At 70.0% G+C, this 14009-nt stretch carries 10 protein-coding genes; 5 read left to right on the top strand and 5 right to left on the bottom strand.

Annotated features, from left to right (window positions below; translation table 11 throughout):
* From pfkB to ACWPN7_RS10330, 5 genes are all read right to left on the bottom strand, one after another.
* The gene (pfkB, locus tag ACWPN7_RS10350; RefSeq protein WP_459197316.1) at window positions 1-972 is read right to left on the bottom strand and encodes a 1-phosphofructokinase; all 972 of its coding nucleotides are present in this window, start codon (window positions 970-972) and stop codon (window positions 1-3) included.
* Window positions 969-3476, bottom strand: a complete 2508-nt coding sequence (gene ptsP / locus ACWPN7_RS10345) for a phosphoenolpyruvate--protein phosphotransferase (protein ID WP_459197315.1) — start codon at window positions 3474-3476, stop codon at window positions 969-971. The genes pfkB and ptsP overlap by 4 nt, the downstream gene beginning before the upstream one ends.
* Before the next feature lie 67 nt (window positions 3477-3543).
* A complete protein-coding gene (locus tag ACWPN7_RS10340) occupies window positions 3544-6450 on the bottom strand; it encodes a PAS domain S-box protein (protein WP_459197314.1) in 2907 nt (968 codons plus the stop codon).
* A gap of 16 nt (window positions 6451-6466) precedes the next feature.
* Entirely contained in the window at window positions 6467-6949 is a 483-nt protein-coding gene (locus tag ACWPN7_RS10335) for a response regulator (RefSeq protein WP_040138079.1), read from the bottom strand.
* Window positions 6942-9233, bottom strand: coding sequence for an ATP-binding protein (locus ACWPN7_RS10330; protein WP_459197313.1), 2292 nt, complete (start codon window positions 9231-9233; stop codon window positions 6942-6944). Before ACWPN7_RS10330 ends, ACWPN7_RS10335 begins: the two co-directional genes overlap by 8 nt.
* Window positions 9234-9604: 371 nt before the next feature.
* On the opposite strand from ACWPN7_RS10330, the gene ACWPN7_RS10325 reads away from it, so the two are divergent.
* From ACWPN7_RS10325 to ACWPN7_RS10305, 5 genes are all read left to right on the top strand, one after another.
* Window positions 9605-10312 (top strand): Crp/Fnr family transcriptional regulator, encoded by a 708-nt coding sequence (locus ACWPN7_RS10325; protein ID WP_459197312.1) that lies wholly within the window; start codon window positions 9605-9607, stop codon window positions 10310-10312.
* 170 nt (window positions 10313-10482) lie between these two features.
* Entirely contained in the window at window positions 10483-11961 is a 1479-nt protein-coding gene (ccoG, locus tag ACWPN7_RS10320) for a cytochrome c oxidase accessory protein CcoG (RefSeq protein ID WP_459197311.1), read from the top strand.
* A gap of 247 nt (window positions 11962-12208) precedes the next feature.
* On the top strand, window positions 12209-13063 hold the full coding sequence (locus tag ACWPN7_RS10315) for a glycosyltransferase (RefSeq protein ID WP_456530682.1): 855 nt from the start codon (window positions 12209-12211) through the stop codon (window positions 13061-13063).
* Window positions 13064-13140: 77 nt separating this feature from the next.
* Window positions 13141-13725, top strand: coding sequence for a GH12 family glycosyl hydrolase domain-containing protein (locus ACWPN7_RS10310; RefSeq protein ID WP_492273269.1), 585 nt, complete (start codon window positions 13141-13143; stop codon window positions 13723-13725).
* 130 nt (window positions 13726-13855) lie between these two features.
* On the top strand, window positions 13856-13981 hold the full coding sequence (locus tag ACWPN7_RS10305) for a hypothetical protein (RefSeq protein WP_492273268.1): 126 nt from the start codon (window positions 13856-13858) through the stop codon (window positions 13979-13981).
* Window positions 13982-14009 lie beyond the last annotated feature (28 nt).

The following is a 14009-nucleotide window of genomic DNA, read 5'->3' as shown; positions in this document are numbered from 1 at the left end:
TTAGAGTTCTTCCACCCGAACGACCCGCATCAGCTCGGCGAGACGCTCCGACGGCGGCAGTTCGGGGCCGAGGCGGGACAGCGTGCCGGCAGCGAAGGCGGTGCCGCGCCGCGCGCAGTCCTCCAACCCCATCCCCTCCAGCCGGGCGGCGACGACCCCGGCCACCATGGCGTCCCCGGCGCCGACCGTGCTGGCGACCTCCACGGGCGGCGGCACGGCGAGCAGGGCGCGGCCGCCCTCCACGAAGACGGCGCCCTCGGCGCCCAGCGACACGACGACGAGCGCGATGCCGGACTCCGACAGCTCGCGCGCCGCGCGCACCACCTCGGCCCGATCCTTCAGCGGGCGGCCCAGCAGCTCGGCCAGTTCCGCCGCGTTCGGCTTCACCATGTCGGGGCGGGCAGCCACGGCGTGGCGCAGCGGCGGGCCGCTGGCGTCCACCACCACGAAGGCGCCGCGCCGGTGCAGGGCGGTGACCATCTCGGCGTAGGCGGTGTCCGGCACGCCCGCCGGGACGCTGCCCGACAGAACGAAGGTCCGGTTGGTGACGGCGAGGTCGTCCACCACGGTCAGCAACCCCCGCCAGCTTTCCGCCGGGACATGCAGGCCCGGCAGGTTGATGTCGGTGACGGAGCGGCCCTCGCGGTCCACCAGCTTGATGTTCACCCGGCTGCGGCCCGGCAGGCGCAGGCAGCGGTCGCGGATGCCCCGGCGGCGGAACAGCGTGTCGAACACGGCGATGTTCTCTTCACCCAGAATGCCGGTGGCGGTGACCGGTACGGCACCGCCCGCCAAGGACGCTCCGGCCAGGAAGGCAGCGACGTTGATGCCCTTGCCGCCGGCGGTCCGCGTCTCGGCGACCGCCCGGTTGACCGCTCCCGCGGCGAAACCCGGCACGTCGAGCGTCTGGTCTATGGCGGCGTTCAGCGTCACAGTGACGACGCCGGGGCGTGGGGTGGACAGTGCGCTCATGACACGCCTCCGGCGTCGGCGAAACGTTGACGGACCAGCGCCCGAACCTCGCCAGCGTCGGCGCAGTCCAGCGCGTCGCGGGCCGTGCGCTCGGCGTCGGCCATGGCGATGGCGCGCAGCCGCGCCTTGACCGAGGGAACGGCGGGAATGGCCACGCTCAACTCGGCGACGCCCAGCCCGGACAGCAGCACGGCCCCGGCCGGGTCGCCGGCCACACCACCGCAGGCGCCGACCCAGATTCCGGCGCGGCGGGCGGCGTCCACCGTCCGCTCCACCATGCGCAGGACGGCGGGGTGCAGCCCGTCCGCCTGCGGGGCCAGGACCGGGTGCAGCCGGTCCATCGCCAGCACATACTGCGTCAGGTCGTTGGTGCCGATGGAGAAGAAGGACACCTCCCGCGCCAGCCGGTCGGCCATCATCACGGCGGACGGCACCTCGATCATGATGCCAAGCTCGACCGGCGGCACGTTCAGTTCCTGCCGCACCGCCTCGGTGATCGCCTTGGCGCGCTCCAGTTCGGCGGGCGCGGCAATCATCGGGTACATGATGCGCACCGGCCCCTCCACCGAGGCCCGCAGCATGGCGCGGAGCTGGGTACGGAACAGGTCCTCCCGCTCGAAGCACAGGCGGATGCCGCGCACGCCCAGGAAGGGGTTGCCCTCCGCCGGCATGCGCAGATAGGGGACGTTCTTGTCGCCGCCGATGTCCAGCGTCCGCAGGATGATCGGCAGCCCGTTCATCGCCCGCACCATGGTCTGGTAGGCGGCGAACTGCTCCTCCTCGTCCGGCGGCAGGTCGCGCTGAAGGAACAGGAACTCCGTGCGCATCAGTCCGACGCCCTCGCCGCCCGCCTCCACGGCCTGCACCGCCTCCGCCGGGTCGGAGATGTTGGCGGCGACCTCGACGCGCCGGCCATCCGTGGTGATGGCCGGCTTGTAGCGGTCGAGCCGCTCGGCCTCGCGCCGCTCGCCCACCTTGATGCGGGCCTCGGCGGCGCGGCCGCGGTCGCGCTCGCTGGGGTCGGCGACCAGAACGCCGCCATCGCCGTCGAGGATCGCCGTGCGCCCGTTCTCCAGATCCAGCACCGACGGCCCGGCGGCGACCACCGCGGGGATGTCCAGCGAGCGCGCGATGATCGCCGTGTGGGAGGTGGCGCCGCCCCCCGCCGTGCACAGCCCCAGCACCTTGGCCGGGTCGAGCTTCGCCGTGTCGGACGGCTCCAGATCCTCGGCCAGCAGAATAACGGGGTGCTCCGGTAGGGCCGCCATGGTTTCCGTCACCACGGCGAGCAGGCGCAGCACGCGGCGCCCGACGTCACTGAGATCGGCGGCCCGTCCGGCCAGCAGCGGATCGGCGAGTTGGGCCAGCGTGCCGGCGCGCTCCTCATAGACGGCGCGCCACGCCCAGCCGGCGCTCTTGCCCTGGCCGATCAGGGCGTGGGCTTCGGCGACCATCTCCGGATCGTCGAGAAGCTCCTGATGCGCCTTGAAAATGGCCGCCTTGGCGGCGCCGGCCTTCTTCCAGAACTCCTCGTGCAGGTTGCGCAGGTCAGCGGCGGCGGCGGCAAGCGCCTGATCGAGCCGGCGGTGCTGCGCCGCAGGATCGGGGGCGGTCTCGGCGACCGTCAACTCCTCGCGCTGGAACTTCCAGACCGGGCCGGTGGAGACGCCGGGGGAAGCGGAGATGCCGGCGATCACCCGCCCGTCGTAATCGAGATCGGCCGGGACGGCCCGCGGGGCAGGTTCCTCCGCGGGCGCCGCCGTGGAGACCGGCTCGTCCAGCCCTGCCTCGAAAGCGGCGCGGATGGCCTGGAGCGCCGCCGCCGCGTCCTCGCCCGCAGCGGTGACGGTCAGCGGCTGGCCGCCGGACGCGCCGAGGCGCAGCAGGGAAATCAGGCTCTTGGCGTTGGCCGTGGTGCCGCCGTGCCGGACAGCGATCTCGGCGCGGAAGCGTTTGGCGACCTCGACCAGCGCCGTCGCCGGGCGGGCGTGCAGCCCGTGAGGTGACGGCGCGGTGACCGCTATGGAGTCGCCATCGATGGGAGCCGCGACCGGCTCACTCGCGGGCGCGGCGGGTGCCTCGCCGTTCAGAACGGCCATGATGGCGCGCGGGTCGCTCGTATTGCCCAGCCGCGCGGCCTCCGCGGGATCGCCCAGCACGCCGGTCAGCCGTTGCAGCACGGCGATGTGCTCGTCCGACTTGGCGGCGATGCCGACAACCAGCCGCGCCGGTTCCCCGCCACCCCAATCGACGCCCTGCGGAAACTGGACCACCACCACGCCGGTCCACCGCACCAGATCGCGCGCCTCGGGAAGCCCGTGGGGGATGGCGATGCCGCTGCCGAGATAGGTGCCGGACACCGCCTCGCGGCCCAGCATGCTGTCGATGTAGCCGGGGTCGATCAGGCCGTTGTCGACCATCGCCCGCCCGGCGATGCGGATGGCCTCCGTCTTGTCCGGCGCCGAGAGACCAAGGCGCACCTGCGATTCGGAGACCTGAAGCATCGCCCGTCCTCCCCCCGCGTGGAGTCCGTGCGCGGGGCCGGACTCGTCCTTGGAGGAGAGTAACGCATCAATCGCAGTGGCGTTCCGGGACAGATTCGCGCAGGACGCCACCCCCGCCGCCGCCACCCCGCGTGTGGGCCAGCATGCCGGTGACGCGGGCGACCAGGGCCGTCGTCTCGAAGGGCTTCTGGAGCACCTCGCAACCCGGCTCCAGAATGCCGGTGCCGAGCGTCGCGTCGTAGGCGTAGCCGGTCATGAACAGCACGCCCAGCTCGGGCCGCCGCTCATGCACCGCCTCGGCCAGTTGCCGCCCGTTCATGCCGGGAAGCCCGACGTCGGTCACCACCAGATCGGCGCGCAGCCCGCCGTCCAGCAGCTCCAGCGCCTCCGTCCCATCCGACGCCTCGACCACGTCCAGACCGGCGTCCTCCAGCGCCTGAACCGCAACCATGCGAACCAGCGCCTCGTCCTCGACCAGCAGCACGGTTCCGGCGGTGTTGTCCACCGCGCCGTCCACCGCACCGTCGGCGACAGGCGCCGCAGCGGCCCCCGGCGCAAGGCTGGTGCCCTCCTCCCCGTCGCAGCGCGGCAGGTAGAGGCGCACGGCGGTGCCCCGCCCGGCCTCGCTGTCGATGCGCACCAGCCCGTGCGACTGGCTGACGAAGCCATAAACCTGCGACAGCCCCAGCCCGGTCCCCTGCCCGATCGGCTTGGTGGTGAAGAACGGGTCGAAGGCGCGCTTGATGATGTCGGGCGGCATCCCCATGCCGGTGTCGGCGACGGTCAGGACCACATAATCGCCGGGCGCCGCACCGGAGGCATCGCCCGCCACGTCGGCCGCCGTCAGATGGGCGTTGGCGGCGGTGATGGTGATGCGCCCGCCGTCCGGCATGGCGTCGCGGGCGTTCACCACCAGATTCAGCAGGGCGATCTCCAGCTGGTTGGAATCGCACCAGGCCGCCCAAGCGTCCGGCGGACAGTCGGTCGCGATGGACACCTGCTCGCCCACCGTGCGGCGCAGCAGGTCCTCCATCCCCTGGACCAGCACGCAGGGCTCCGTCGCGTCGGGGCGCAACGGCTGCCGCCGGGCGAAGGCGAGGAGGCGCTGCGTCAGCCCGGCGGCGCGGGTTGCCCCGACCTTGGCGTGGCTGGCGTAGTCGCGCAGGTCCGCCCGCTCCGCCGTGTCCAGCCGGGACAGCAGCAGGTCCAGATTGCCGGAGATCGCCGTCAGCAGGTTGTTGAAGTCATGGGCGATGCCGCCGGTGAGCTGGCCCAGCGCGTCCATCTTCTGGGAATGGCGCAGCGCCTCCTCGGCCCGCTCGCGCTCCGCCTCGGCGCGCAGGCGGGCGGAGACGTCGACCACCGCGGCCATGGTGCGCAGGAAACCGCCCCACCCGTCCCGCTCGACCCGGGCGGACACCAGCACGTCGGCGACCTCCCCCGACCGCTTGACCAGCCGGTAGGGCATGTCCTGGAACGCGCCGAGCCGCAGCAGCTCCGGCCAGTGGTGCTCCCGGTGCTCCCGCACGACGTCCGGCGGCATGAACTCCGTGATGTTGCGGCCGAGCACCTGGCCCCGGCTCTCGTAACCCATGAATTCCAGCCAGCGGTCGCTGACGCTCAGCAGCCGCCCCTCGGCGTCCAGGGAGTGCAGCGGCACCGGGGTCTTGGCGTAGAGCGCGCTGAGGTCGGCCTGGGCGCGCTGCCGCTCCGCCACCTCGCCCAGCAGCCGGCGGTTGGCGGCCACCAGCTCCGCCGTGCGCTCGGCCACCTGCCGCTCCAGATCCTCGCGGGCGTCGGCCTGGGCGGCGCGGGCCTTCACCGCGTCGTCGATGTCGGTGCAGGTGCCGAACCAGCGGGTGATCCGCCCGTCCCCATCGCGCAGCGGCACCGCCCGCCCCAGGAACCAGCGGTACCGGCCCCCGGCCTCGCGCAGCCGGTACTCGACCTCGTAGAAATCGCCCGACCGCACCGCGGCGGTCCACAGGGCGGCAGTCCGCGCCCGGTCGTCCGGATGGACCACATCCATCCAGGCCGCGCCGGTCATCGCCTCCGGCCGGGTGCCGGTGTAGGCGAACCAGTGCAGGTTGTAGTAGTCGGGGAGACCATCCGGCGGGGCCGACCAGACGAGCTGCGGCATGCTTTCCGCGATGGCGCGGAACTTGGCCTCGCTGTCGCGCAGCGCGATTTCCGAGGCGCGGCGATCGGTGATGTCGCGCACCACCACCGAATAGGCGGCCGGCGCGCCCGTGGCGTCGCGCGCCACGGTCAGCACGGTGGAGCCGAAGAAGCGCCGCCCATCGCGCGCCGCATGGATCCATTCGACCTCGCAGCGCTCCTTCTCCGCCACCCCGGCCAGCAGGCCGCGGATGTTCTCCGCGCAGCGTTCCTCCGGCGCGAAGAGCAGGGACAGCGGGTGGCCCAGCGCCTCCCCCTCGGTGTGGCCGAACAGGCGGCGGCTGCCCTCGTTCCACGAGGTGATGCGGCCCTCCAGGTCCAGCGTGACGATGGCGTAGTCGCGGATGTCGTCGATGGCCTGCCGCAGCCGGCGCAGGTTCTCCTCGGCCAGCCGCCGCTCGGCCAGGGTGCGCGCCTCGACGATCGCCCGCTCCACCGCAGCGGGGAGGTGGGCCAGCCGCTGCTTCAGCACATAGTCGCGCGCGCCCATCTTCAGCGCCGACACCGCCGTCTCCTCCCCCATGCGCCCGGACAGGAACAGGAAGGGGGTTTCCGGGGCACGGGCCTTGGCGATCTCCAGAGCCGCCAGCCCGTCGAAGTCCGGCAGGGAGAAATCGGCCAGGATCAAGTCGAAGCGCTGACCTCCCACCGCCTTGACCAGCGCCGCCTCGAAGGCCGCGCGGGTGTCCACGCGGGTCACGTCGCAGGAGATTCCCGCCTTCCGCAGGCGCGCGCAGGCCAACTCGCAGTCCAGCGGGCTGTCTTCCAGATGCAGGATGGTCACGGCAGCGGGCATTCCGGCGGGCATTCCTTCAGGCGCCTTTTCCCGCGGGCGGGATTCCCGCCGGGCGGCGGGTGCAGCCGACCGGGGGTTCGTTCAGGATCGCCCAGAAGGCGCCCAGGTCGCGGATCGCCTGGAAGAACGCCTTGAAATCCACCGGCTTCACCACGAAGGCGTTCACGCCCAGCTTGTAGCTGCGCACGAGGTCGCTTTCCTCGCGCGACGCGGTGAGCATCACGATGGGGACGTGCCGGGTCTCCGGATCGCTCTTCACCCGCTCCAGCACCTCCAGCCCGTCGATCTTCGGCAGCTTGAGGTCGAGCAGGACGACGGCGGGAAGCTGGGTCGGCTTTCCGGTTTCCGGATCGCGGCGGGTCAGCATACCCAACGCCTCCTCGCCGTCGCGGGCGACGATCACGTCGTTGGCGAGCTGGCATTTCTCCAGCGCCGCCAGGGTCAGTTCCAGGTCCCGCGGGTTGTCTTCGACCAGCAGGATGGGTTTCAGGTCACTCATCGAGGTCTCGCAGATCGGGTTTCGCCGTCCCGGCCTTCGGCAGCGTGAAGTAGAAGATGGCCCCCTTGTCGAGCCGCCCATCGGCCCAGGTCCGTCCGCCATGGCGGTCCACGGCGCGACGCACATTGGCCAGACCGATGCCGATGCCTTCGAACTCCTCGTTGCGGTGCAGCCGTTGAAAGACCCCGAACAGCTTCTTCTCGTAAGCCTGATTGAAGCCGACCCCGTTGTCCCTGACGAAGAAGATGGTTTCGGTGGGCCGGTCTTCGCAACCCACGGCGATGCGCGCCGGTTCCCGGTTGCGGGAATATTTGATGGCGTTCGACAAAAGATTTTGCAGAACCAGCCGCATCATCACGGGATCGCCGCGCACCGTGGGCAACGGGGCGATGTCCCACTCGATGGCCCGCCCGGCGGTGTCGGGTGCCAGCGTCTCCCGCACCTCCGCCACCAGGGTGTTCATGTCCACCGAGACGGGGGTCAGCTCGCTGCGCCCCATCTGGGAGAAGTGCAGCAGGTTGTCCACCAGGGTGCCGGCGCTGTTGGCCGCGTCCACGATGACGTTCAGATAGCGCTTTCCGGTGTCGCTCAACCGGTCCGATTCCAGCTCCTGCAACAGTTCGGCGTAGCCGACGATGTGGCGGAACGGGGCGCGCAGGTCGTGGGAGACGGAGTAGGAGAAGGACTCCAGCTCCTTGTTGGAGCGCGCCAGCTCCCGCGACAGGGCGGCCAGCTCCTCCGCCTTGCGCAGGACGATGCCGATGACGGCGTGGCGCAGCGCCGCGGCGGTGTCGCGCTCCGCCGCGGTCCAGGGCAGCGCGCGGTGGCGCACCGTCTCCTTCCAGGTCTCGAAGGAAGCGCGCGGACTCAACCCCTGTCCCTGCCCCCGCCCGTCGCGGGCGAGCGGCTTGCGCGGATCGCCGCCCCAGCGGACGGTGCGCACCACCTCGGGCCGGAACCACAGCACGTAGCTGGCGTGCAGCTTCGACACGGCGATGGCCAGCAGCCCCGCCGCCTTGCCTTCGAAGTCCGCCGCGGCCGGGTAGAGGGCGGGCAGGCTGTCGGTCTCGAACTGCTCCGGCTCGCCCTGGGCGGCCAGCCAGTCCACGAGGCCGCGCACCTGCTCTTCCGTCGGGGTGTCGCCGACCAGCGTGCAGCGCCGTTCGAAGACGACGGCGGCCCCGCTGGCGTTGGCGAAGCGCAGCAGGTCGTCGGGATGCTCGGTCAGGCCGGCGATGAAGGGATCGGCCTGGGCCATGGCGGCGAGCAACCGCGCCTGGATGGCCTGCAGGGCGATGCGGTGCTCCGCGTCGCGCCGGTCCTCAACCGCGGCGATGCGCACCGACAGGATCTGGGCGATCAGGTCGCAGGCCGAGCGCACGGCGTAGGACACCGCCTTCGGCTTGTGGTGATGGCAGGAAACCAGCCCCCACAGGGCCCCGTGCAGCAGGATCGACACCGACATGGAGGAGGCGGTTTCCATGTTCCGCATGTATTGCACATGCACCGGCGACACGCTGCGCAGGACGGAAAAGCTGAGGTCCAGCGGCGGCGCTCCTTCGGGGACCGGCGGCAGCGCGACCAGCGGCACCGGGGCGTAGCCGGCGTCGGGGATCAGCCGCTGGCGGTTCAGCCGGTACAGCTCGCGCGCCTGGGTGGGGATGTCGGAGGCGGGAAAGCGCAGGTCCATGTAGGAGGGCAGCCGCCCGTTCCCGTCCTCCGCCACCACCGTGCCGTGCCAGTCGGCGTCGAAGCGGTAGATCAGCACGCGGTCGAAGCCGGTCAGCGCGCGGACCTCCTGCGCGGCGCAGCTCAGAAGATCCGTCGGCGCGTTCAGCGCGTCCAGCCGTTCCAGCGCCTCGCGCATGCGCGGGTAGACGTGGTCGAGGAGGTCGGTCTCCAGCCCGTCCAGCCGCTCCAGCTCCAGGATCACCACGCGGTTGCCCGCCGCGTCATCGACGGCGTGTGCAAGAAGCTGGTGACGGCCGGCACCGGGCAGTTCGGTCAAGATGACCGGCACCGGGCGGGAGGGAACCGGGCCGGCGGCGAGGAAGGAGCGGACGGCGGTGGCGATCTGCGGGTGCAGCGCCCGTTCCAGCGGCTGACCCAACGCCTGCGCCAGCGGCAGGGACAGCGCCGGCGCGGCGTTGGCGCTGGCCTGGATCAGGGGGGCGCCGGCGTCGCTTCCGGAGAAGGCCAACAGCATGCCGTGGGGCTGGATGCTGCCGGGGCGATGGATCGGTTCCCGGCTGCAGGCGTCGAGGTCCAAATCACCAACGGTCATGGCGCTGATCCTCGCGGCAGCGATCACTCCGAAAACAAAGACAATCCAATAGGTCGCTCCTTAATGCCCTGCTCGCCGTCCGGTCTATTCGATGATTTCAGATAATGTCGAATGTTTGACGTGGCGGGCATCTCTTTGGTTATCAACGGCGGGGGAGTGAGACAATACCACTTCAGAACAAGGGCATAAGCGATTGGTCATATAGATTGCCTTTCGCTGCGCGCAACGTGGGAAGAGGGGGTAGGACAGGATACGGGAGATCGCCCGGGGCGGATCCACGCGGTTGGAACTTTTCGACCGGATCGCGTAAAATTCGCTCCGGAGCTTCGGGCGGAACCGGAACGGGTCCGGCGGACGGAAGGCGGGCAGAGGTGCATCGGAACGGAATCGACGCCGCGCGGCTGGGCACCGCGCGCTGCAGCAGTTGCGCCATCCGGGACCTCGTCCTGTTCGGCGATCTGCGCGACCAGGATTTCGACCTGATCCACATTCCCATCGACGAGTTGCGCTTCCAGCCCGGCGCCACGCTTTACAGCGCGGGGGACGAGGGCGGCTCCCTCTACACGATCCGCGGCGGGCTGGTGAAGCTGGTCCAGTTCCTCCCCGACGGCACGCAGCGCATCGTCCGGCTGCTCCGCCGGGGCGCCGTGGCCGGGCTGGAGGTCCTGGTCGGCAAACCCTACGAGCACACCGCCGTCGTGCTTCAGGAGGCCGAGACCTGCCGCCTGCCGGGGGCCGTGGTCGAGCGGCTGAGCAAGGAGACGCCGCGCCTGCACGCCCGCCTGATGGAGCGCTGGTACCAATCCCTGCACCAGGCCGACGAGTGGCTGACCGAGCTGTCCACCGGCAGCGCCCGCCGGCGGCTGGCCCGGCTGTTCCTGAAGCTCGCCGCCGACGCTCCGAACGAGCCGGTCCTGCTGTCGGGCCGCGAGGATCTGGGCGCCATGCTCGGCGTCGGGATGGAGACGGCCAGCCGCACCATCGCCGAGTTCAAGCGCGCGGGTCTGGTGGTCGAGCAGGCGCCGAACGTCTTCGTCTGCGACCTGTCCGCGCTGGAGGCGGTGGCGCTGGATGGGTAGAGGAGCTTGCCCCCACCCCAGCGCCCCTTCCGACAAAATCGCCACCCAACCCCCGTCCGTTTGCGGATTCGCAAAGGCGGCGCCGCGTCGTCTCCCTAGCCTGCGGGGATGGCCCGCCCCCTGCCCCGCCCCTGCCCATTTGTCCGCGGGCCGAACCACGGACGAGCATGATGAGCGTTTCCACCACCGAACCGCAAACCGCCTCCCATGCCGCGGAATCCGCGCGCAAGAGCAGCCTCTACGCCAAGCACAACAAGATCTACCCGAAGTCGGTCGCCGGCACCTTCCGCCGGCTGAAATGGCTGACGCTGATCCTTCTGCTCGGCCTCTACTACGTCACCCCCTGGATTCGCTGGGACCGCGGCCCCAACGCGCCGGGTCAGGCGGTGCTGGTGGATATGCCGGGCCGCCGCCTGTATTTTTTCTTCATCGAGCTGTGGCCGCAGCAGGTCTATTACCTGACCGGCGCGCTGATCCTGGGGGCCATCGGCCTGTTCCTGGCCACCGCGCTCGCCGGCCGTGTCTGGTGCGGCTACGCCTGCCCGCAGACGGTGTGGAGCGACCTGTTCCTCTGGGTGGAGCGCCGGATCGAGGGCGACCGCGGCGACCGCATCCGCCTCGATCACGCCCCCTGGTCGCCGGCCAAGCTGGGCAAGAAGGCGGCCAAGCATGCCGCGTGGCTGCTGATCGCTCTGCTGACCGGCGGGGCCTGGGTCTTCTACTTCAACGACGCCCCGACCCTGGCGCTGGAGATGCTGCGGTTCGAGGCGTCCTCGTCCGTGCTGCTGTTCATCGGGCTGTTCACAGCGACCACCTATCTGCTGGCCGGTCACGCGCGCGAGCAGGTGTGCATCTACATGTGCCCCTGGCCGCGCTTCCAGGCGGCGATGCAGGACGAGGAGAGCCTGACCGTCACCTATGAGGACTGGCGCGGCGAGGGCCGCGGCCACCTGAAACGCTCGCAAAGCTGGGAGGAGCGCAAGGTGATGGGGCTGGGCGATTGCATCGATTGCGGGGCCTGCGTCCATGTCTGCCCGACCGGGGTGGACATCCGCAACGGCCCGCAGCTCGCCTGCATCGGTTGCGGCCTGTGCGTGGACGCCTGCAACGACGTGATGGCGAAGATCGGGCGGCCCGGATATCTGGTCCGCTTCGATTCCCTGAACGCCCAGATCGCGCGGGCCAACGGCGCCAAGCCGGCGTTCAAGCCGATCCGCCCGCGCACCATCATCTACACGCTGCTGCTGACCGTCGTCGGCGGGATGATGGCCGCCGGGCTGGTGCTGAAGCCGAAGGTCGACGTGAGCATCCTGCGCGACCGCGCGCCGCTGTTCGTCACCCTATCCAACGGCGACATCCAGAACGCCTACACGGTCAAGGTGCTGAACATGACGCGGGCGGCCCAGACCTACCGCCTGTCCGTCACCGGGCTTCCCGGCGCCGCCCTGTCGGTGGCCGGCGGCGGGGGCGAGGCGGCGGACGGCGCCGTCCCGGTCCAGGCCGATCCCGACAGCGTGGCGACCCACCGCGTGCTGGTCCGCGTGACGAAGGAGGCGCTGCGCCAGCCGTCGACTCCCATGGCCTTCGTCATCACCCGCCAGCCGGACGGGCTGACCGTCCAGCATGAGAGCGTCTTCCTCGCCCCCTGATCCTGCCTGTCTCTTCAACCGATGGAGGTTTCGCCATGAACTTCGACACCACCACCTACATCGCCCTGGTCGGCGCCGTCAGCGTGTTCGTCGTGACCATCGGCGTCTTCGCCTTCCTGCTGACCCGCAAGGGCAAGTGAGGGCGCCCGCTTTCCATCAGGGGTGAGGTTGCCCGCCGCGCCGGACCTGTTGCATAACGGCTTCGGCGGGAGATCCCCCCAAGAACGGCGTCGTGAAGGGTCCATCGATGGAAGTGCTGACGTTCTCGCCGGAGGATTTCTCCCATGAGCTTCTGGCGCTGGAGGTCGCCAAGCTCATCAAGGACGAAACGCCCCCGCCCGAGCCGCTCACCTTCCACGCCTATTGGGACGGCGCGCTGAACGAGAAGCACCTCATTTCGGTGAAAAGCTGCCATCTGTTCAACGCGCGCGGCAACGGAAACAGGATCATCGTCTGGACCCAGAACGGCGTCGACAACGACTGTTTGAGCGAAATCGGAAAATACGCCGAAATACGCGCCTTTTCCGAGCGTGACGAGTGCCGCGGCACCTTTCTTGAGGGGAACGATTTCGGGCGGTCGCTCGACGCGTCCTTCTATTCCGACATCGTCCGCTACATCCTGCTCTACAAATACGGCGGCGTCTGGTTCGACCTCGACTGCCTGTTCCTGAGAAGCGTCACACCCCTCCTGAACCAGTTTCCCGGCAAGATCCTGGCTTACCGGTGGGAGCGGCAGAACTATCCCAACGGCGCCATCTACATCTCCCCCACGCCGCGGTCGGAGGAGATGAGGGGCAACATCGCGTTCATCCGGAACCGCGGCCGCGGCTGGGGTTTCCAGCAGGCCGGCCTGGTCTACGACACGCCGATGGACATTCTCGTGCTGCCGTGCCCCTGGTTCGACGCCGGATGGATCGACAATCCGGTGCTTCACTTCAACGACTTCATGAAGGCGTCGCCGGTCGATCACACCCTCGACAGCTTCTTCCCCGGTGCCTTCTGCTTTCACTGGCACAACAAGTGGCGCGACACGATCGAGCCGTCGAGCCCGATGGATCGGCTCGCCCGCGACATCGACCGCCGGCTGTCCATGGAGCGCTGAGCGCCGCCGCAATCATCCCCCCACGCCTCTGTTGAAGCCGCGACGCCGGACGGAACAGGACGGAGCGGGACCTCATCATGACCACCACGCTGAAGGGAAGCGCCGACCGGCTGGAGGTCGGCGGCTGGGCGGCCAGCAGCAACGTCTGGAATCCCGGCGGTTACCGCAACGGCAAGGACTTCACCCAGTCCATCGCCATCGACGAGGCGACTTTTCCCAACGGCACGGTGATCAGCTGGAGCTGGCCCTACGACAGCCGCCGTACCCTGACCTACGAGAATTACCCGGTGCGGGCCTATCCGGAGCTGACGCACGGCGTCAATCCATGGAACGGCGCGCCGTCCACCAGCATGGACCTGCCGGCGCGGATCGCCGACCTGCCGAATTTCGACGTGACCTACAAGGTCGGCCTGACCGGTGCGACGAACCTCTACAACGTCGCCGTCAGCCTATGGATCGGCGACGACCCGAAGAAGGGGATCGAGGGTGTGACCGACGAGGTGATGGTCTGGCTGCACAGCGGCTTTTTCACGCCCGCCGGGGAGCCGATCGCCAAGCTGACCGACGCGCAGGGCGACGCCACCCTGTGGAACAAGCCGGTGTTCAGCGGCGGGGTGGACGGCAACCCGATCGACTGGGAATACAGTCCTGCAATACGGTGACGACCGGCTGGCCGGGACGCTGGACCTGGACGGGCTGCTCGACGAGCTTCAGACCCGCGGGATCGTCAGCGAGACGGACTGGATTCTGGGCTTCCAGTTCGGCGCGGAGGTGGCGGCGGGCGGCGGTTCGATGACGATCGAGCAACTGTCCGTGGATTTCACGGCGCCTCCGGCGCCGGTCCTGACTCCAACCCCGGCTCCGGCGGCAGTCGCGACGCCACCGGAGCCGGTGATCGGGATGGTCCCGTCGGTGTAGGGGGGAGAGCGGCCATGCCAACCCTCCG

The sequence above is a fragment of the Azospirillum sp. UENF 312511 genome (genome assembly GCF_058780635.1).
The sequence above is the reverse complement of the archived record's forward strand: the minus strand, read 5'-3'. Positions and strand labels throughout refer to the sequence as shown.

Excerpts from the sequence above, each read along its gene's own strand:
- pfkB (WP_459197316.1), bottom strand. The coding sequence starts at position 972 with ATGAGCGCACTGTCCACCCCACGCCCCGGCGTCGTCACTGTGACGCTG.
- ptsP (WP_459197315.1), bottom strand. The coding sequence starts at position 3,476 with ATGCTTCAGGTCTCCGAATCGCAGGTGCGCCTTGGTCTCTCGGCGCCG.
- ACWPN7_RS10340 (WP_459197314.1), bottom strand. The coding sequence starts at position 6,450 with ATGCCCGCTGCCGTGACCATCCTGCATCTGGAAGACAGCCCGCTGGAC.
- ACWPN7_RS10335 (WP_040138079.1), bottom strand. The coding sequence starts at position 6,949 with ATGAGTGACCTGAAACCCATCCTGCTGGTCGAAGACAACCCGCGGGAC.
- ACWPN7_RS10330 (WP_459197313.1), bottom strand. The coding sequence starts at position 9,233 with ATGACCGTTGGTGATTTGGACCTCGACGCCTGCAGCCGGGAACCGATC.
- ccoG (WP_459197311.1), top strand. The coding sequence starts at position 10,483 with ATGAGCGTTTCCACCACCGAACCGCAAACCGCCTCCCATGCCGCGGAA.
- ACWPN7_RS10315 (WP_456530682.1), top strand. The coding sequence starts at position 12,209 with ATGGAAGTGCTGACGTTCTCGCCGGAGGATTTCTCCCATGAGCTTCTG.
- ACWPN7_RS10310 (WP_492273269.1), top strand. The coding sequence starts at position 13,141 with ATGACCACCACGCTGAAGGGAAGCGCCGACCGGCTGGAGGTCGGCGGC.
- ACWPN7_RS10305 (WP_492273268.1), top strand. The coding sequence starts at position 13,856 with ATGACGATCGAGCAACTGTCCGTGGATTTCACGGCGCCTCCGGCGCCG.